The sequence below is a fragment of the Elusimicrobiota bacterium genome (assembly GCA_016182905.1).
Lineage (GTDB): Bacteria > Elusimicrobiota > Elusimicrobia > UBA1565 > UBA9628 > GWA2-66-18.
This window is the reverse complement of record JACPFR010000014.1, coordinates 95,812-115,486: the sequence shown is the minus strand read 5'-3', so window position 1 is coordinate 115,486 and position 19,675 is coordinate 95,812. Positions and strand designations below refer to the sequence as shown.

Annotated in this window: 13 protein-coding genes, 2 tRNA genes and 3 rRNA genes; all 18 read right to left on the bottom strand. The window is 63.3% G+C overall.

Annotation, left to right across the window (positions count from 1 at the left end; translation table 11 throughout):
* Nucleotides 1-3: 3 nt before the first annotated feature.
* The 18 genes from rpoB to atpD all read right to left on the bottom strand — a co-directional run bounded on the left by rpoB (nucleotide 4) and on the right by atpD (nucleotide 19,666).
* On the bottom strand, nucleotides 4-4,047 hold the full coding sequence (rpoB, locus tag HYV14_05900; GenBank protein MBI2385528.1) for a DNA-directed RNA polymerase subunit beta: 4,044 nt from the start codon (nucleotides 4,045-4,047) through the stop codon (nucleotides 4-6).
* 151 nt (nucleotides 4,048-4,198) lie between these two features.
* Complete coding sequence (rplL, locus tag HYV14_05895; GenBank protein ID MBI2385527.1) at nucleotides 4,199-4,594, bottom strand: 50S ribosomal protein L7/L12; 396 nt, start codon at nucleotides 4,592-4,594, stop codon at nucleotides 4,199-4,201.
* 74 nt (nucleotides 4,595-4,668) lie between these two features.
* Nucleotides 4,669-5,217, bottom strand: a complete 549-nt coding sequence (locus tag HYV14_05890; protein ID MBI2385526.1) for a 50S ribosomal protein L10 — start codon at nucleotides 5,215-5,217, stop codon at nucleotides 4,669-4,671.
* 15 nt (nucleotides 5,218-5,232) lie between these two features.
* On the bottom strand, nucleotides 5,233-6,069 hold the full coding sequence (locus HYV14_05885) for an autotransporter domain-containing protein (protein ID MBI2385525.1): 837 nt from the start codon (nucleotides 6,067-6,069) through the stop codon (nucleotides 5,233-5,235).
* A 23-nt stretch (nucleotides 6,070-6,092) separates the two neighbouring features.
* Nucleotides 6,093-6,211, bottom strand: a 5S ribosomal RNA gene (rrf, locus tag HYV14_05880).
* 189 nt (nucleotides 6,212-6,400) lie between these two features.
* A 23S ribosomal RNA gene (locus HYV14_05875) occupies nucleotides 6,401-9,407 on the bottom strand.
* 216 nt (nucleotides 9,408-9,623) lie between these two features.
* Nucleotides 9,624-9,696: transfer RNA gene (locus HYV14_05870), tRNA-Ala, on the bottom strand.
* An 11-nt stretch (nucleotides 9,697-9,707) separates the two neighbouring features.
* Nucleotides 9,708-9,779 (bottom strand) — tRNA-Ile (locus tag HYV14_05865).
* Between the two features lie 149 nt (nucleotides 9,780-9,928).
* Nucleotides 9,929-11,445 (bottom strand): 16S ribosomal RNA (locus HYV14_05860).
* Together the 16S, 23S and 5S rRNA genes with 2 tRNA genes alongside form the textbook arrangement of a ribosomal RNA operon.
* 307 nt (nucleotides 11,446-11,752) lie before the next feature.
* Entirely contained in the window at nucleotides 11,753-12,022 is a 270-nt protein-coding gene (locus HYV14_05855) for a hypothetical protein (GenBank protein ID MBI2385524.1), read from the bottom strand.
* Between the two features lie 47 nt (nucleotides 12,023-12,069).
* Nucleotides 12,070-13,047: a hypothetical protein gene (locus tag HYV14_05850; protein MBI2385523.1), complete on the bottom strand. Its 978-nt coding sequence runs from the start codon at nucleotides 13,045-13,047 to the stop codon at nucleotides 12,070-12,072.
* Complete coding sequence (locus tag HYV14_05845) at nucleotides 13,044-13,592, bottom strand: hypothetical protein (GenBank protein MBI2385522.1); 549 nt, start codon at nucleotides 13,590-13,592, stop codon at nucleotides 13,044-13,046. The genes HYV14_05850 and HYV14_05845 overlap by 4 nt, the downstream gene beginning before the upstream one ends.
* A 23-nt stretch (nucleotides 13,593-13,615) precedes the next feature.
* Nucleotides 13,616-15,580, bottom strand: a complete 1,965-nt coding sequence (locus HYV14_05840) for an FIST C-terminal domain-containing protein (GenBank protein ID MBI2385521.1) — start codon at nucleotides 15,578-15,580, stop codon at nucleotides 13,616-13,618.
* A gap of 4 nt (nucleotides 15,581-15,584) precedes the next feature.
* Entirely contained in the window at nucleotides 15,585-15,953 is a 369-nt protein-coding gene (locus HYV14_05835) for a sulfurtransferase (protein MBI2385520.1), read from the bottom strand.
* A gap of 23 nt (nucleotides 15,954-15,976) precedes the next feature.
* A complete protein-coding gene (locus HYV14_05830; GenBank protein MBI2385519.1) occupies nucleotides 15,977-17,185 on the bottom strand; it encodes a hypothetical protein in 1,209 nt (402 codons plus the stop codon).
* Nucleotides 17,186-17,294: 109 nt separating this feature from the next.
* Entirely contained in the window at nucleotides 17,295-17,789 is a 495-nt protein-coding gene (locus HYV14_05825) for a cupin domain-containing protein (GenBank protein MBI2385518.1), read from the bottom strand.
* Nucleotides 17,790-17,793: 4 nt separating this feature from the next.
* On the bottom strand, nucleotides 17,794-18,231 hold the full coding sequence (gene atpC / locus HYV14_05820) for an ATP synthase F1 subunit epsilon (GenBank protein ID MBI2385517.1): 438 nt from the start codon (nucleotides 18,229-18,231) through the stop codon (nucleotides 17,794-17,796).
* A 13-nt stretch (nucleotides 18,232-18,244) separates the two neighbouring features.
* Nucleotides 18,245-19,666 (bottom strand): F0F1 ATP synthase subunit beta, encoded by a 1,422-nt coding sequence (gene atpD / locus HYV14_05815; protein MBI2385516.1) that lies wholly within the window; start codon nucleotides 19,664-19,666, stop codon nucleotides 18,245-18,247.
* Nucleotides 19,667-19,675 lie beyond the last annotated feature (9 nt).

Below are 19,675 nucleotides of genomic sequence, written 5' to 3'. Positions count from 1 at the left end.
GGGTTATTTCCTCGCCGCCGTTTCTTTCTCGTCTTCCTTCGACGCCTTCCCTTCGGCCGCGCCGTTGGCGCCAAGCTTCAGAAGTTCAACGCTGAGACCGAGCGCCTGGAGTTCCTTCACGAGAACCTTGAAGGATTCCGGGACGCCGGGACGGGAGGGCGCTTCTCCCTTGATGATCGCCTCGTACATCTTCGTGCGGCCCTGGACATCGTCGGACTTGACGGTCAGGAGCTCCTGAAGCATGTACGCCGCGCCGTAGCCCTCGATCGCCCAGACTTCCATCTCGCCGAAGCGCTGGCCGCCGAACTGCGCCTTGCCGCCGAGCGGCTGGCGCGTGATGAGGCTGTAAGGTCCCGTCGAGCGCGCGTGGATCTTGTCCTCGACGAGGTGGTTCAGCTTGAGGATGTACATGTAGCCGATGGAGACCTTCTCGTGGAAGGCCTCGCCCGTGCGGCCGTCGTAGAGCGTGATGCGGCAGTCGTCGCTCGGGAGATACTTCTCGGGGACGCCCTGGTCGCGCAGGTGCTTCTTCGCCTGGCGGACCACGTCGTGGATCTCCTCCTCGGTGGCCGAGTCGAAGACCGGGTTGATCGTCTGCACGCCGAGCGTGTGACCCGCCCAGCCGAGCATCGTCTCGAGCAGCTGACCGACGTTCATGCGCGACGGGACGCCCAGCGGCGAGAGCACGACGTCGAGCGGCGTGCCGTCCGGCAGGAAGGGCATATCCTCTTCCGGCAGGATCTTGGCGACGATGCCCTTGTTGCCGTGGCGGCCGGCGAGCTTGTCGCCGACCTGGACCTTGCGGCGGGAGGCGAGGTAGACCTTGACCACCTTGTTGACGGTGACCGCGAGGTCGTCGCCCTGCTTGACGTTCTCCTTCTCGCGGGCGGCGTCGGCGCGGAGCTTCTCGTCCATCGCCTCGTAGAAGAGCTCGAGGCGCTCCTTCTCGTCCTTGCGCTTGGAGGCGGAAACCGTCTCGAGCGCCTCGAAGGACTCCTTGCGATGCTGCTTGAGGGTCGCGAGGTCGGCGTCCAGCTTCTCCTGGATCGCGTCGAGGCGCTTGCGCTCCTCGCCCTTCGCCAGCTTCTCGCGGCGCACGAACACGCGGGTGGCGATGACCTTGCCGGTCACGCCGGGGGGAACGCGCAGCGAGGCGTCCTGCACGTCCTCGGCCTTCTTGCCGAAGATGACCTTGAGCAGTCTTTCTTCCGGGGTGAGCTGCTGCTCGCCCTTCGGGGTGACCTTGCCCACGAGCACGTCGCCCTGGCGGACGACGGTCGAGGGGATGACGACGCCGGTCTCGTCGAGCGACTCGAGGGCCTCGGTGCCGACGTTCGGGATGTCGCGGGTGATCTCTTCCGGTCCGAGCTTGGTGTCGCGCGCTTCCACTTCGAACTCGGACACGTGGATCGACGTGAAGACGTCCTCTTTGACGAGCCGTTCCGACAAGAGAATGGCGTCCTCGTAGTTGTAGCCCTCCCACGGCATGAAGGCCACGAGAAGGTTCCGTCCCAGCGCGAGCTGGCCCTGGGCGCACGCGGAGCCGTCCGCGAGCGCGTCGCCGGCCTTGATCTGCGCGCCGGTCTCGGCGGTCGTGGTCTGGTTGATGCACGTGTCCTGGTTGGAGCGCGTGTACTTGCGGAGGGTGTAGAGGTCCATCGCCTCTTCCTTGCCCTTCACGTTGTCCGCGGCGACCGCGATGAGGTCGCCGGAGGAGTAGATCACTCGACCCGGCCGTTTCGCCGTCACGCAGGCGCCGGAGTCGCGGGCGACCGTCTCCTCCATGCCCGTCGCCACCAGCGGCGGCTCGGGGATCAGGAGAGGGACGGCCTGGCGCATCATGTTGGCGCCCATCAGGGCGCGGTTGGCGTCGTCGTGCTCGAGGAACGGGACGAGCGCGGCGGAAACCGAGATGACCTGCATCGGCGAGATGTCCATGTAGTCGACGCGGGACGGGTCCACCACCGGGAAGTCGCCGCGCGAGCGCGAGGAGACGGTGTCGGTGGCGATCTTGTCCTTGTCGAGGGGCGTGTTCGCCTGGGCGACGATCATGCCGCTCTCGGCGTCGGCGTTCAGATAGTCGACGTCGCCGGTCGTCTTGCCCTTGGAGACCTTGCGGTAGGGAGACTCGATGAGGCCGAACTCGTTGATCTTCGCGTAGGACGCGAGCGAGGTGATCAGGCCGATGTTCGGACCTTCGGGCGTCTCGATGGGGCAGATGCGGCCGTAGTGCGTGTAGTGGACGTCGCGCACTTCGAAGCCGGCGCGCTTGCGGTTAAGACCGCCCGGTCCGAGCGCCGACAGGCGGCGCTTGTGGGTGATCTCCGACAGCGGGTTGATCTGGTCCATGAACTGCGACAGCTGCGACGTTCCGAAGAACTTCCGGATGATGCCGACGAGCGGCGCCGTGTTCAGGAGGTTGCGGGGCGTCAGCAGCGACTTGTCCTGGACGGACATGCGGTCGCGGATCACGCGGGACATCTGCGCCAGGCCCACGCGGATCTGGTTCTCGAGCAGCTCGCCGACGCCGCGGACGCGGCGGTTGCCGAGATGGTCGATGTCGTCGAGTTTGACCGGGAAGTTGCGGTCGAGGAGGTTGGGGACCGCGGCCCTCCACTGCGTGAAGGCGCCGGAGAAGTCGGTGAACGAGAAGCGGTCCTTCTTCAGGCCCTGCTTCGTCACGTCCATGTCGTCGTCGCCGTCCTTCTCGTGAAGGTCGATGAGCGCGACCTGGCCGAGCGACTCGCCGTTCGCCTTTTTCGCGTAGTCCGCGAAGTAGGCCTTGTACTCGCCGAGGCCTTCGTACTGGGCCCCGCGGGTCGGCATCGCGGTCGTCTTTGGCGCGCCGTCGGCCAGATGCGTGACGCCGCTGTTGAGGGCGATGATGTGCTGCATCGTCGCGATGACGTCCTCGAGGCAGAGCGTGCGTCGCGTGAACGCGGGCAGCGCGAAGTGCTTGTGCTTGCGGTTGTCGGGACGGGGCGTCACGTCGCGGCGCGTCGCGAGCTTCCAGAGGTAGTGGTGCAGCTTGACGGCGACCTTATGCCGGCCGACCTTCGAGAGGTCGTACTTGCGCAGGTTCTTGAAGATCAGGTTGTCGAGATAGGCCTCGGCCTGCCCGGGGACGATGAACTCCTGGCCGCGCAACTTTTTATAGATATCCTGCTGGGCTTCCTTGATGGACTTGATCTTGTCCTTGCGCAGGGTCTCGATGATGGTCGGCTCGTCCTTCTCGGGGTCGCCGGTGAGGACCTTGATGCTCGCGACCTTCTTGTCGAGCATGCGCTTGATGGACTCGTGCGTGACCTTCTTGCCGGCCTCGAGGAGGACCTCGCCGGTGGACTGGTCGACGACGTCCTCGCAGGAGATGCGATGGAGCAGCGACTCCATCGTCGCGGGACCGACCTCGAGCGTCTCGTACGGGTAGAAGATCTTCAGGATGTCCGCGTCGGACTCGATGCCGCAGGCGCGAAGGAAGCTGGTCGCCTCGAACTTCTTCTTGCGGTCGATGCGCACGAACAGGACGTTGTTGAGGTCGAATTCGAACTCGATCCAAGCGCCGCGGTACGGGATGATCTTCGCGAGGAAGAGCTTCTTGCCGAGAGCGGAGATCTTCTTCTCGTCGTCCTCTTCGAAGATGATGCCGGGCGAGCGGTGCAGCTGCGACACGACGACGCGCTCGGCGCCGTTGATGATGAACGACGCGGTCGCCGTCATGATCGGAACTTCGCAGACCACGACTTCCTGCTCGACGATCTGCTTGAGCTTGCCGGAGGGCTGGCGCGACGAGAGGCGGAGGATCGCCTTGAGCGGGCGGGTCCAGGAGGAGTCGTGGTTCTGGGCCTCGAGCGCGGTCGCGAAGCGCGGCGGCGCGAACTCGTAGCGCACGAAATCGAGGACCATCGATCCGTCGGTCGACTCGATCGGGAAAACGTCGAGGAACGCGGCCTGCAGACCGAGGAGCTTGCGGTCCTCGGGCTCGACGCCTTCCTGCATGAAATCACGGAACGAATTCGTCTGCATTTCCAGGAGGTCAGGCATGGCCATCGCTTCCGGAATCTTGCCGAACTTGATCTGTTTCACGCGTATTCTCCCGTGCGGATCTTCGAAATAGGCTTGGGACTAAAAAGCGACGGGACCGTCGCCCCCTCTCGGGGGCGACGGTCTCATCTTTCGGAATTTACCTCGTCAGGGGCACTTACTTGAGCTCGACGGTGGCGCCCGCTTCCGCCAACTTCTTCTTCATCTCCTCGGCGGCGGCCTTCGGGAGGCCTTCCTTCACGGGCTTCGGAGCGGCTTCGACGAGGTCCTTCGCTTCCTTCAGGCCGAGGCCCGTCAGCTCGCGAACGACCTTGATGACGTTGATCTTGTTGGTGCCGGCGCCGGCGAGGACGACGGTGAACTCGGTCTGCGCTTCGGCGGCGGCTCCGCCAGCGGCGGGAGCGGCTCCGCCGGCGGCGGCGGCGGGGGCGGCAGCGGCGGCCTTCACGCCGAACTTCTCCTCGGCGAGCTTGACGAACTCGGCGGCCTCGAGGACGGTCAGCTGACCGACGGCCTCGACGAGCTGCGCGGGCGACAACTTGGTGGTAGACATTTCGTTTTCTCCTTTTTCTGACAGCGCCTTATGCGAAGGCTTTATCCCCTCTCGGGGACTGCCGACTGCTTTTGTTACGCGGCAGCCGCGCCAGATTCTTTAAGCTTGTTCTCGAGTGCTTTCACGACCAAAACCGCGTCCCGCGTCGGGGCCTGGGCGATCGCGACGGGCTGGCTGACCAGCGCGTACACGAGGCCGACGACCTTGCCCATGAGCTCCTGCTTCGAGGGCAGCTTGGACAGCTTGTCGCAGTCGGCGGGCGTCATCCACTTCTGGGAGACGAAGCCGGCGCGGACCTTGAGCTGGGGGAACTTTTTGCCGAGGGTCGCGAGGACCTTCGCGGGCGAGACGGGATCGTCGTTGTCCGCCACGATCAGGCCGACCGGGCCCTTGAGCATCTTCGCGTCGACGCCGTCGATGCCGGCGTTCTTGAGCGCGTACTTGATCAGCGAGCTCTTGACGACGGCGTGGCGGCACTTCAGGGGCTTGAGCTGCATGCGGAGCTCGTCGAGCTCCACGAACTTCATGCCCTGAAACTCGGTGAAAAAGAGATGGGGCGCCGCCTTGAGCTTCTCGGCGAGCACCTTCGACGACTCGATCTTCTGCTGCTTCGTGAGTTTCATCTAAAATTCCTCTGGCTACTTAAATCTGAGTTCCAACCCGCCGCCGTAGTGAAGCCCATCGACGAACGAAGCCTCTCCGAAGAAGGCGATGCGATCCTCGGCGGGAACCCTGAGGCCCAAGAACGGCGTTCCCGTGTCCTTCTGCCCGCCGGAGTGGCCGCCGCCGGCGAGATCCTTCAGATCGGCCTGGACTCTCGTCCATTTCACGCCGCCGTAAGGCTCGAGCTTCCAGTTCGAGTCGATCTCGAACAGGTGGCTCGTCTCGACGGCGACCTGATACGTCATCAGCTCCAAACGCTGGCTGAAACCGTTATTGATGCCCGGAGTCCCCCCCGGGGTGATGCGATTGAAATTGTAATGCGATCTCGTGATGTTGAGATCCAGCGCGATCGCCGGGTTGACGATCGTATCGGGGACGATTGAGGCTTTGAGGCCCGCGCCATAGATGATGCCGAGCTTGTCGCCCGAAATGGTGTTTTCCGCGGTGGTCGAGGGGACCTTGATGCTGTAGTCTCCCGTGCCGACGTGCGCGTACAACTGGAAGCGTTCCGCGGCCTGCCAGGCTATCTTGAACATGCCGGCGCCGCCCGAGCCTTTCGCCTCGATGTCCGCCGAGCTATTGCATGGGAACGCCACGCCGCCGTTGGGCGGTGCCGCGGTGCAAACGCCTGAATTGCTGACCGAGAAATTGAGGTCCTGGTCAGCGACGCCCTGGTAGTAAGCCAGGAATTTCAAAGAGCCTCTCGACGACTGGCGCGCGGTCAAGCCCGAGATCTGCGCCGCGGCCGGAAGGGCCGCGAACGCCATGACCATGGACAAGATCGCGCGACGGACTGCGAGACTGTTCTTCACGAGATGATTCAAGAGGTTGATGAGACCGGCGACGACCTACTCTCCCAACGCCGAGTTGGGCGTTAGTACCATCGGCCCTGGCAGGCTTAACGGCCGTGTTCGGAATGGGAACGGGTGTATCCCTGCCGGAAATATCACCGATCTCACAAACCTCTTGAATCTTTGGCCCCTTGCGGAGCCGGCGGGAGTCTGGTTGAACGACGCATAGCGACGCCATCACCCCGGTTTCCATTCGGGATGAACTCCATGTGCATTATAGCAAATTAAGTCGAGTGAAAGTAAACAATCTTCACACGGGGGAAGGCCTTATGCCCTCCCGCCTGATCGAAGAATACGGCCAAGACTCTCGGACGATTAGTACTGCTTCGCTTAAGACCTCGCGGCCCTTACACTCGCAGCCTATCAAGCAGGTAGTCTTCCTGCGTCCTTCGGGGGTCTTGCGACCCGGGAAACCTTATCTTGAGGAGGGTTTCACGCTTAGATGCTTTCAGCGTTTATCCCTTCCGAACACCGCTACCCAGCGATACCCCTGGCGGGATAACTGGCATACAGGCGGTTCGTCCATCCCGGTCCTCTCGTACTAGGGACAGCTCCTCTCAAGTTTCCTAACGCGCATGGTAGATAGAGACCGTACTGTCTCACGACGTACTGAACCCAGCTCACGTACCGCTTTAATGGGCGAACAGCCCAACCCTTCCCACCTGCTCCAGCGGGAGGATGCGATGAGCCGACATCGAGGTGCCAAACCTGGTCGTCGATGTGAACTCTTGGACCAGATCAGCCTGTTATCCCCGGGGTAGCTTTTATCCGTTGAGCGATGGCCCTCCCACGAGGTACCACCGGATCACTTTGTCCGACTTTCGTCCCTGCCCGGCTTGTAGGCCTTGCAGTCAAGCTCGCTTCTGCCAATGCACTCTTTGGGCGATTACTATGCGCCCTGAGCGAACCTTGGAACGCCTCCGTTACCGTTTAGGAGGCGACCGCCCCAGTCAAACTGCCCGCCTGTCACGGTCCCTAGGCCGGATTACGGCCGTAGGTTAGTGTCACAGATTCGATAGGCTGGTATTTCACATTGCGCCTCAACAAGGGCCACAACCCCTGCATCAAAGGCTCCCAGCTATTCTACGCAATTAAATCCATAACACAATGACAAGTTACAGTAAAGCTCCACGGGGTCTTTTCGTCTAACCACGCGTAACGAGCGTCTTCACTCGTACCACAATTTCGCCGAGCACTTGGTTGAGACAGCGGCATCTTTGTTACTCCATTCGTGCAGGTCGGAACTTACCCGACAAGGAATTTCGCTACCTTAGGACGGTTATAGTTACCGCCGCCGTTTACTGGGGCTTGAGTTCGTAGCTTCGCCTTGCGGCTAACCACTCCCCTTGACCTTCCAGCACCGGGCAGGAGTCAGACCCTATACATCATCTTGCGATTTCAGCAGAGTCCTGTGTTTTTGTTAAACAGTCACGATGCCCCTTTCACTGCGGCTGCTTGAGTTAACAAGCAGCATCCCTTCTTCCGAAGTTACGGGATAATTTTGCCTAGTTCCTTAACCAAGTCTCACTCGCGCGCCTTAGGATTTTCACCCCACCCACCTGTGTCGGTTTACGGTACGGGCAGATTCTGGACAGTATACGCGGGTTTTCTTGGCAGCGTAGTTGGGAGACTTCGCTCCGGTCGCCCGGAGCTCGCATTCATGTTTCAGGTTAACGCCCCTCCGTACTTTACTAGAGGAACACCCCTACGCATTTAGCCCGCCATCCATCGGACGGGATCCCTTACCTTTCTGCGTCACCGCTTACACTGACGTCCAAAACCTGGTTCCGGAATTTTAACCGGATGTCCATCGCCTACGCTTTTCAGCCTCGGCTTAGGCCCGACTAACCCTGAACTGACGAACATTGTTCTAGGAAACCTTAGGTTTTCGGCGACAATGATTCTCACATTGTTTCTCGCTACTTATCCCGACATCCTCACTTCTTGGCGCTCCAGCACTCCTCACGGTATGCCTTCACTGCGCCAGGAACGCTCTCCTACCCCGCTACAGATCCCGGAGGACCTGCAGCAGACGCGATTGCGGTGGTATGCTTGAGCCCCGTGTCATTTTCCGCGCAGATTCGCTAGACCAGTGAGCTGTTACGCACTCTTTAAAGGGTGGCTGCTTCTAAGCCAACCTCCTGGCTGTTTATGCAAATCCACAGCGTTTTCCACTTAGCATACACTTTGGGACCTAGATCGACGTTCTGGGTTGTTCCCCTCTTGCACGTGGAGCTTATCCCCCACGAACTGACTGCCCGCTAGTACACCACGGTATTCGGAGTTTGACAGACTTCGCAAAGAGGGTTGCTCTCGCTACATCTACCAGTGCTCTACCCCCGTGATTTAACGGCGGACGCTAGCCCTAAAGCTATTTCGGAGAGAACCAGCTATCACCAAGTTCGATTAGCCTTTCACCCCTAACCACAGCTCATGTAGAAACTTTTCAACGTTTAACACTCCGAGCCTCCAGTGGATTTTACTCCACCTTCACTCTGGCCATGGTTAGATCACTTGGCTTCGGGTCTAATGAATGGAACTGACGCCCTTTCAGACTCGCTTTCGCTACGGCTGCGGAGCACGCTTTCACGGGCCCCTTAACCTCGCTCCACTCATTAACTCGCCGGGTCATTCTTCAACAGGCACCTACTCATCCATTATACGCCGAAGCGTATCATAGGACTCGTAGAGCTTGTATGTGTGCGGTTTCAGGTTCTTTTTCACTCCCCATCAGGGGTTCTTTTCGCCTTTCCCTCGCGGTACTGGTTCACTATCGGTCGTTAGAGAGTATTTAGCCTTGGAGGGTGGTCCCCCCGGATTCCCACGGGATTTCACGTGTCCCGTGGTACTTAGGAACTCGTCAGGAGTCGTCTAGATTTCGGATACGGGGCTGTCACCCGCTATGGCCGGCCTTTCCAGGACCGTTCTCCTATCCGACGTTTGGTAACTCCCCGGTTCTACACCGGACGAGCCCTGCAACCCCGACACGGCATGCCGCATCGGTTTGGGCTATTCCCCGTTCGCTCGCCACTACTAGGGGAATCTCTGTTGATTTCTTTTCCTGCGGGTACTGAGATGTTTCACTTCCCCGCGTTGTCTTGAGAACGCTATCTCCCGACCTGACGGCCGGGCCTTTACGTCCACATGTCCAGTCTTTCGACTGGACCGGTTTCCCGATTCGGAGATCCTCGGATCAAAGCCTGTTAGCGGCTCCCCGGGGCTTATCGCAGCTAGCCACGTCCTTCATAGACTTCTAACGCCTAGGCATCCACCACACACACTTTTTATCTTGACCATATTCTTCTATCGCACAAGGCTTTGGTCAATACGAAACCTTGTGCGTGTAAGACGCTTACTTAACTCGTTACTTAATTTGCTTTTTTCTCCGCTCGGCTCCGAGCCACGCCCCGTCAGGGGCTTGTCGTGGCTGCGTGCGTTCGCAGATCCGGATGAGTTGTCAAAGAAAATCGGTTTTTGTCTTAGTGAAGACACGCGGCGCGCCTTTCGGCGCGATGTGGACCCTGCCGGGATTGAACCGGCGACCTCCTGCTTGCAAAGCAGGCGCTCTCCCAGCTGAGCTAAGGGCCCAAACAAAAAATTGGGCCCGGGAGGTTTCGAACCTCCGACCCCACGCTTATCAAGCGTGTGCTCTACCCCTGAGCTACGAGCCCGGCGGTGCACTAAGACGATACAATTACGGTTTTGCAAGCCAATGAGCGCCCCACAACGTTTCTCGAAAACGGCCCGCGTCTTGCGACGCGTCTATCGAGCCGTTAAGGGTTCGACCTATCAGCTCCTCGACGAATCGAGGAAATGAATGGAAAGGAGGTGATCCAGCCGCACGTTCCCGTACGGCTACCTTGTTACGACTTCACCCCAATCACCAATCACAATTTCATTACCGGCAAGCGGTAATTTCGGTTGCAATGGGCTTTCGTGGTGTGACGGGCGGTGTGTACAAGGCCCGGGAACGTATTCACCGCTGCCTGCTGATCAGCGATTACTAGCGATTCCACCTTCACGGGGGCGAGTTGCAGCCCCCGATCCGAACTGAGGCGTACTTTGAGGATTTGCTCCACCTTGCGGTTTCGCTTCCCACTGGGTACGCCATTGTAGCACGTGTGGAGCCCTGGACATAAAGGCCATGAGGACTTGACGTCATCCCCACCTTCCTCCACGTTATCCGCGGCAGTCTCCTGAGAGTCCTCCCTTGCGGGTAGCAACACAGGATAGGGGTTGCGCTCGTTGCGGGACTTAACCCAACATCTCACGACACGAGCTGACGACAGCCATGCAGCACCTCGGCTGGCTCCCTTGCGGGTCGCCCAATCTTTCAATCGGACTACTACCAGTCGTTCGAGCCCAGGTAAGGTTCTTCGCGTAGCGTCGAATTAAACCACATGCTCCACCGCTTGTGCGGGCCCCCGTCAATTCCTTTGAGTTTTAACCTTGCGGCCGTACTCCCCAGGCGGGTCACTTAAAGCGTTAGCGACGACACGGAAGGGGTCGATACCTCCCACATCTAGTGACCATCGTTTACAGCTGGGACTACCAGGGTATCTAATCCTGTTTGCTCCCCCAGCTTTCGAGTCTTAGCGTCAGTAAAGGCCCAGGCAGCTGCTTTCGCCATAGGTGTTCCTCCCGATATCTACGCATTTCACCGCTACACCGGGAATTCCGCTGCCCCCTACCCCACTCGAGGCGACCAGTATCCGATGCGACTCCAAGTTAAGCCTGGAGATTTAACATCGGACTTAATCGTCCGCCTACACTCGCTTTACGCCTAGTAATTCCGAATAACGCTTGCCACCTATGTCTTACCGCGGCTGCTGGCACATAGTTAGCCGTGGCTTATTCACATGGTACCGTCGAGGCATTGCTGCCATTCTTCCCATGTAAAAGAGGTTTACGATCCGAAGACCTTCGTCCCTCACGCAGAGTTGCTGGATCAGGCTTTCGCCCATTGTCCAAAATTCCCCACTGCTGCCTCCCGTAGGAGTATGGCCCGTGTCTCAGTGCCATCGTGCCCGTCCGCCCTTTCAGGCCGGGTACCCGTCGTAGCCTTGGTGGTCTATTACACCGCCAACTAGCTGATGGGCCGCAAACTCCTCCAAGAACGATCCTTGCGGATCTCTCCTCCCTCGAAGATGCCTTCAAGGGAGAGTACGGCGTATTAGCCAGCCTTTCGATTGGTTATTCGCCATTCAAGGGTAGATTGTTTACGTGTTACTCACTCGTCTGCCGCTAGACTAGTATTGCTACTAGTCTCGCTCGACTTGCATGTGTTATGCACTCTGCCAGCGTTAATTCTGAGCCAGGATCAAACTCTCCATTTAAATTTGGGCGTTTTGGCGGGGGTAAGACCCTCGCTACTTCCGCTTGCATCAAAAATGAAGAAGAATTGACTCTTCTTTGCTCTTGTAGGATTGCGACGTCGATGCTCTGATGCCGCAATCCAACACACCTAATAATTCCTTACGCCCTCTTTTCCGGGGGGAAAAGTAGGGCGCCCATTCGCTTGCAAAAACCGAATTGTCAAAGAACAAAAAATGTTTCCTGGCCTCATGTTTCTTCCCATGAAGCCGGGGGCAATTTTATCTTGCCACTTGGCCGCGTTTTGAGGCGCTGCCGGAGTGATGAAATATTAGCACAACATTCCGCGCGTGTCAACATCTGTTTTGAAATATTTTTTTCCGCGCCGCGCGCGGATCGTTTTTCTCGTCGAGAAACGCGCTTCCGGCGGAATCAAAAATATTTTTATTTTGTCGCGCGGCGCGCGGAAGCCGGCGCGGAATATTTTCGATTTTCGCGCGCGCGCCGTTTTTCGCGCGCTGGATCCCGGCCTGTTTTCGGCGAAAGGAGCGAGATGACAAGGAGTGCCGAAAAATTCGATGGTTTTTCGCTTATCCGACACTCGATGATAATAGATGGACTTCAACGCCGCCAGAAAACCAGTGGCCGCTACGGAACGAGCGAAATGTCGGGTCGCGGCGATAATTTGAGCGTGGAGAGGTCGTACGCGGGCAGGATCACGAGCCGCGGCGCGGCCTCGGAGGCCAGCTTCATGGCCCGGGCGTTCCACATGAAGCTGGAGATGTCCACCACGAACTTCTTGTCCGGCAGGGCGTCATCGAAGACGTTGTCGTACACGAAGGCCCCGGGTCCGGTCAGGAGCAAGGACCCCGAATCCTGGTTCACCCAGGCCCCCAGGCCGCCGGCCGCCCCCCCATCCAGGTCGATCAAAATGACCGTCCCGTCCTTGAAGAGGTCGATGCCGTGGTCAAAGGTCCCATAAGGGGGCGCTTGCGAGAAATCCTGTAATTTCAACCGTTCTTCCGGGATGAAGGCCCGGGGGTCGGGCATGTCCCGCTCCAAGGCCCGCCGTTTCGGGTTGGTCCAGGCCTGGGACGATAGGATGATGGTCGCGTTGGGGAAGGCCCCGGCTCGCCCGGCCCACTCCGGGGCCAGGTCGGGCAGGATGACCGTCTTCACGTCCTCGGTCTTGATCCCCCGCGCCTCCAGTCGAGACACGATGTCCCGGCCCGGTTTTTCCTTGAAAGGAGAAAGGGCGGAGCCCTTGAGACGCCGGGCGCCCAGTCCTCCCATGTCCTCGGGCAGGCCCGCGCCGAACAGCACCGCGCCCTCCTTCGGATGACGGATCAGGACGGCGGTCAACGGCGGAGTGAGCCGCGCCTCGGGGCTCTTCAGCTCGGACAGGAGATTCCCGCGGACCTTGCCTTCGCCGATGACGAAGATCTCGACGCGCAGACCGTCGACTTTGCGGCGCGCGATCAGCATGGAGCCGAAGGTCGCGGAGGCCGGGCGCGACGCGCGCAGCGTCGGACGCGCCTTCGGCGGGGGCGGCAGGCCGGCGGGCTCGAGGCCGATCTCCGCGCAGCCCGCGAAAGCCAGCGCGAGCGCGGGGAGGAGGCGCCTCAACGCGCTTCCTTCACCGTGAGGTTCCACAGGACCTCGCCGTCCGTCGAGCTCGCCACGGCCTCGGCGAAGGTCAGGTGCTCGATCATCTCGTCGACGGCCTCGGCCGTGGCCGGAGCCGACGCGAACGCGGCCTTGCTCCCGGCCCTCTCCCTCGTCAGACGCGCGAGCTTCTCGCGGACCTCGTCGAGCGGGACAGGCGCGGCGTGCGGGCGCACCGCCGGATCGGCGGCCTTCCCGAGCTTGCGCATCTCCTGCAGAAGGGCCTTCGCGCTCTTCTGCGGGACGATGAAGGAGAGCTGCTGCTCGGTCGAGGAGCCGGCGAACAGCGCCAGCGGCTGGGTCAGGCGCCCGCCGCTCTTCTCGACGGCGGCGACGACCTTCGGAAGAGCGGCGTCGAGCTTCTTCACCGCAAGGTCGCCGCTCCAGGTCTCGCGATACGGCGACTGCGAGTAGGTCTTAAGCCAGTACGGCTTACCGTGCGGGACCGGCGCGGCGACGGCGGCGGCGGCGGCGGCGGCGAGGAAAACAAGCGCGAGCGTTTTCATCCGCCGATTCTAACATTCCTGGGCTACGCGTCCACCTCGAACGCGGCGATGGGCTTGGCTTTTCCTTTGACCTGCACGACCCGGCGCCGCGCCTTCGGCCGGCGGCGCAGCCGGCGCCACGCGGCGCCCGCCACGAGGACCTTTCCGGGAGCCGCGTTGGATTCCATGCGCTGCGCCAGGTTGACCGCGTCGCCGATGTAGGTGTACTCCCGCCGGTCCCGGGCGCCGACGTTGGCGCGCACGGCCCTTCCCCAGTTGATCCCCACGCGCACGTCGAAGGGGCTCCCCTCGCGGCGGCGCTCGGCGACGAGGGCCAGCACCTCCCGGGCCGCCGTCAGCGCCGCGTCCGCGCTCGGGAAGGCGGCGAAGATGCAGTCGCCGATGAACTTGTCCACGTCGCCGCCGTGCTCGTAGATCAACTCGGTCGCGGGCTCGAAGATGCAGTTGAGCTCGCGCACGACCTCGGCGGGACTGTGGCCCTCGCTGAACGAGGTGAAGCCCTTCACGTCCATGAACAGGAACGCGCCGGTGAAGGAGCCGTCGGGGACCTCGTACTCGCCGCGAGCCGCGAGCCGGCCCGCCTCGGCCCATATGCCGTGCGGGGTGTAGCGCCGGATGACCTCGCTCTGCCGCCGCAGCTTCTCGCCGTCCTCGTACGACTTGCGGCTGAGGTTGGCGAGTATGCTCTCCGTGCGGTCGAGGGTGGTCTCGCTGCGCTCGAGCGCGGCGCGCAGGTCCTCGGCCTCCGCCGCCGACGGGCGCTTGGGCAGCGCGCGCGGGCGCGAGCGCGGCGGCGCGGCCAGCGCCAGCAAGGTGGCGGTCGTCGTGTGGAAGCCGGAGCAGGAGGACGCCGGAGCGGCGGCGGCGTCGTAGCGCGCGACGGCGGGGACGATCTCGCCGCCGGAGTAATAGCCGAACACGGGCGTGCCGCGGCCGAACACCGACCGCACCTCCTCGAGCTCGCGGCCCAGGCGGCTGTTCAGGATGGCGCCGCGGCTGCAGCAGCTGACGAAGAACACCAGGTCCGCCGGGCGGCCGAGAGCCTCGAGGCAGCGCTGCGCCGCCGTCCGCGCGCCGGCCAGCAGGCCGTGGCGGCTGGCCAAGGTGAGGCGCGCGCGGCGCCCTTGAAGCTCCTCGACCGGGAAAAGCTCCACCGATCTCCCGCGCGTGTCCACCGACACCGGCATCTTGAAGACGCTCCGCCCGTCGGGAGACTCGACGGCGAAGCCGAAGCGCTGGATCATCAGCGAGAAGAAGTCCCGGTCGCGCACGTCGCCGAGCAGGCGGCGGTAGTAGTCCAGCACCGGGACGCCGTCCACCTCGTAGACGCGTCCGCCCGAGGAGCGAGTGATCGTGAACGGGGGGCCGACCGGATCCCAGCCGTGCTCGAAGGCGAACGCCGCGTCGGCCCCGCCGGGCAGGGAGAACAGCGCCGCGCGGGCGGCGCCGCGCGTGAGGCGCTCGCCGTACTGGTAGTTGGTCCAGAAATCCGGATGCCCCATGCCCAGGTCGTAGTCGCCGCAGGTCATCCCGCCGAACACCGGCACGGGACCCAAAGTCCGGCGCATCTCCGCCAGGGATTCCCGGTCGCGGCCGGTGGCCACCGAGCCGAAGTACAGGGCGAGCGGACGGTCCAGGCTCCCCCCGCCGAGGCCCTTCGCCAACGACGCGCCGGTGCGCGCCGGCGCGCCGACGGACGCCTGCGCGAACCTCACGGGCGCGCCGCCGAGGTCCAAGGACAGGACGGCCACGGTCCCGTTGGTCACGCCCGCGTTGGTGACCTCCTTGTACGAGGACCCGCCGAGAAGGCGCCGCCCGTCGACCTCGCCGGCCAGGACGCGCTGCACCGCCTTCTGGTCGAGGTGGATCGAGCCGAAGGCGATCGTCAGGTCCGGGCGCCGCACCGACCGCCTCGCCGCGCGCAGGGCTTCCCGCGCGGCCTGCTCGCCGTCGGGGCCGCGGCCGAGCCCGATCCCGAAGCGGAGCATGCGCCTACTTCTCGACGGGTCCGCCCGCCTCGTTCCAGCTCCGCCAGCCGCCGTCCATGGAGACCACGTTCTGGTAGCCCATCTTCTGGAGGTTGTCGGCGGACAGCGCGGAGCGGAACCCCCCTCCGCAATAGAGGATGACCTCGGCGGTCTTGTCGGGGATCGTCGCCTCGACGTCGCGCTCGATGACGCCCTTGCCGAGGTGGATCGCGCCGGCGATCCGGCCCTTGGCCCACTCGTTGTCCTCGCGCGTGTCGACGAGCAGCAGCTTTTCGCCCTTCTTCACGCGGGCGAGCACGGTCGGCACGTCGGTCTGCTTCACGCGGGACTTCGCGTCATCGACGATCTTCAGGAAGGCGGGAGAGTGGCTCATGCCACCGTTCTACAAAATCTGCGTCAGGGGCGCGAGAGGGAACGGGCGCGGCGGGCGATGCCGCGCGCGTAGGCGCGGAAGGCGGCGCGGACCTCGGGCGTCTTGAGGCGCGCGAGGTCGCGCTCGATCCAGCCCCGGTTGATGGCTCCGTCGACGAGGCCGCGCTCGAGCGGCTCCAGGTCCTCGCGGCGATGCGCGGCGATCGCCTCCGCGGACATCCCGTTCGCCTTCATGCTCTCAAGCACGCGCTCGAGCGCCGTGATCTTCTTGCGCGTCTGCGCCTCGGACTTCTTCGCCTTCGCGAGGTTCTTCTCCAGCTTCTCGACGTAAGCATCCATCGTCGAGCCGTACAGCGGGATGTTGTTCTTGTACTGCTCGCCCAGCCACTTCACGAAGCCGGGGAAATCCTTCAGGAGGCGCCTGCGCGCGTCGCGGGCGAAGGTGCCTGCGTCGGGCTCGATCCCGAGCTCGGACCACACGCGCGACTCGACGGTGTACGACTCGATCTCAAGCTCGAGCGCATCGGCGGGCAGCTCGAGGCCGCGCTGGAGCACGTGCTGGAGTTCGTGCGCCAGGATGGGCGCGCTCTGGTACGGATCGCGCTTGAGGTGGCCGGAGTCCATGATCAGGAGATCGGAGTCGTAGCGGAACTCGCCGTTGTTGCCGATGGGCTTCACGTCGAGCAGGATGGGGACGCCGCGGCGCCGGGCGAGTGCGTCGACGTCGCGCAGGACGCGGCGGCCGGTGCGCGTGATCGCGAGCAGGTCGACGACGGATTTGAGCCAGGCCTCATGCTCGGGGCGGGCCATGCGGAGGCCGGAGCCGAGGGGGGCGGGCGCGGGGGGCTGATCCGCCTTCGGCGGATCGACGGGAACCGGCGCGGGCGCGGCCCCGTCGTAGAGCGTGCCGAGGGCCGGAGTCTCGGGGGCGAGCGCGGACTGCAGCGCGGGCAACGCGGCCGTCGGCCGCGCAGGCTTGGGTTCAGCCGCCGACGCGGCGGAAACCGGCGCGACGGACGGCGCGGCGACCAAGGCGGGAGCGAGTGAAATCGAGGGGGCGCTCATTGAAGGAACCGCGGCAAAAGGCGCGAACGACGGATGCGTCGCGGGCGCGAGCGGAGCATTCAAGACGGGGACCGGCGCCGACGGGAGAGCGGCCCCCATGGGCGCGACGCGGACCTGCGCGAAAGACGGCGACGCGCAGCATGCGGCGATGAGCGCGAGTCGTATCACGAAAGGGAATATAGGAAACCGGAGTGGATGCTAAGCGGGCCTTTAGGCCTATGCCGGCAGGCGTAAAGGACCTATGCGAGAATTCGGCGGCTGATCCCGGAATCAGCCGTTATTCGCAGATGTGGCAGACGCCGAGGCCGTCGACGCTCGTCGGCTTGTCGCGCTCGGCGTTGACCATGCACAGGAAGCCGAAGGGCTCGGCCGCGTCCGCGGGGCAGCGGAACTGGTGGGGATCGGAGGGAGAGACGTAGACCACGTCGCCGACGCCGACGGTCCAGATGTAGCAGCCGGCCTGGGCTTCGCCCTTGCCTCGCATCGGGATGACGACGTGCTCGTGCTCGTGCTTCTCGAGCGTCGAGAAGCCGCCGGGCGCGATCTCGAAGTAGCGCACATGAAAACGCGGCGTTTCGCCGCGTTTTCCGACGAGCTCTCGCCGAGAGATCCCTTTATACTCGGCCGTGTCGGTCTTGTACGGCTCGAGCGGCACGTCCTTCCACTCGAACTTGCCCGGCACGCGCCGGATCACCTTCGAGTGGTTGCCCTGGATGGGCGGGGGCGGCGCCTTGAGGCCGCCGCGCGTCTTGAGCCCCTCGTCCTTCCTCACGGCCCTAGGGTTCCGGGTTGCGAGGCGGCGGCGACTTCGCGCGGCGCGACACGCGCACGCGCACCTGCGCGCGGCGGATCGCCGCTTCCATCGCGGCGAGCTGCATCGGATCGAGGCCGGCGTGCACGACCGCCTTCGCCTTTTCGAGCGCCTGGTGCGCGCGCTCCGCGTCGATCTGGCTCGCGTCCTCGGCCGTCTCGGCGAACAGCGACACCGTGTCGTTCTTGATCTCCGCGAAGCCGCCGGAGACCGCGAAGTGCTTGACCTCGTCCTTGACCGTGACGCGCACCTCGCCCGCGGCGAGCTTGACCAGGAACGACTGGTGGCCGGGCAGGACGCCCATCTCACCGTTGTACGCCGGCAGGACGACGAAGTCCGCGGGAGCGGACCACGCCACCTTCTCCGGCGTCACGAGCTCGAGCGTCAGGTGCTTGTCGGACATGAGATCCTCGGTGTTACTTCAGCGCCTCGGCGTTGGCGACGGCCTCGTCGATGCCGCCGCACATGTAGAAGGCCTGCTCGGGCAGCGCGTCGTACTTGCCCTCGATAAGCCCCTTGAAGCTCTGGATGGTGTCCTTGAGCTTGACGTACTTGCCCGCGCGGCCGGTGAACTGCTGGGCCACGAAGAAGGGCTGGGACAGGAACTTCTGGATCTTGCGGGCGCGGGACACGACCAGCTTGTCGTCCTCGGACAGCTCGTCGATGCCGAGGATGGCGATGATGTCCTGGAGCTCGCGGTAGCGCTGCAGGACCTTCTGCACGCCGCGGGCCACGTCGTAGTGCTCGGCGCCGACGATGTTCGGGTCCAGGATGCGGGAGGTGGACTCGAGCGGGTCGACCGACGGGAAGATGCCGAGCTCGGCGATCTGACGCGACAAGACGGTCGTCGCGTCCAGGTGGGTGAACGTGTTGGCGACGCCGGGGTCGGTCAGGTCGTCGGCGGGGACGTAGACGGCCTGGATCGACGTGATCGAGCCCTTGTTCGTGGAGGTGATGCGCTCCTGCAGGGCGCCGATCTCGGTCGTCAAAGTGGGCTGGTAGCCGACGGCCGACGGCATGCGGCCGAGCAGCGCCGAGACCTCGGCGCCGGCAAGGACGTAGCGGAACACGTTGTCGATGAAGAGCAGGACGTCCTGGCCTTCCGCGTCGCGGAAGTGCTCGGCCTGCGTCAGCGCGGTGAGGCCGACGCGGGCGCGGGCCCCGGGCGGCTCGTTCATCTGGCCGAACACCAGCACGGTCTTGGAGAGGACGGGCGCGCCGTCGGACAGCTTGGCCTCCTCCATCTCGCGGTAGAGGTCGTTGCCCTCGCGCGAGCGCTCGCCTACGCCGCCGAACACGGACACGCCGCCGTGCTCCTTGGCGACGTTGTTGATCAACTCGAGGATGGTGACGGTCTTGCCGACGCCGGCGCCGCCGAACAGGCCGACCTTGCCGCCTTTCATGTACGGCGCCAGCAGGTCGACGACCTTGATGCCGGTCTCGAAGATCTGGGGCTTGGTGACGAGCTCGGTCAGCTTCGGCGCCTCGCGGTGGATCGGCAGGTGCGTCGCCGACTTGATCGGCTCCTTGTTGTCCTTGGCCTCGCCGAGGACGTTCATCAGGCGGCCGAGGCAGGCCTTGCCGACGGGCACCGAGATCGGCGCGCCGGTGTCCTCGACGGCGGTGCCGCGCGTCAGGCCCTCGGTCGCGGCCATCGCGATCGTGCGCACGATGTTGTCGCCGAGGTGGCTGGCGACCTCGACGGTCAAGGTGGCGCCGGTGCCGTTCTCGCCGGGCATCTTGATCTTGAGCGCGTTGTAGTTCGCCGGGAGCTTCCCGGACGGGAACTCCACGTCGACGACGGGGCCGATGACTTGGACGATTTTGCCGATGTTCATGTTATCGCT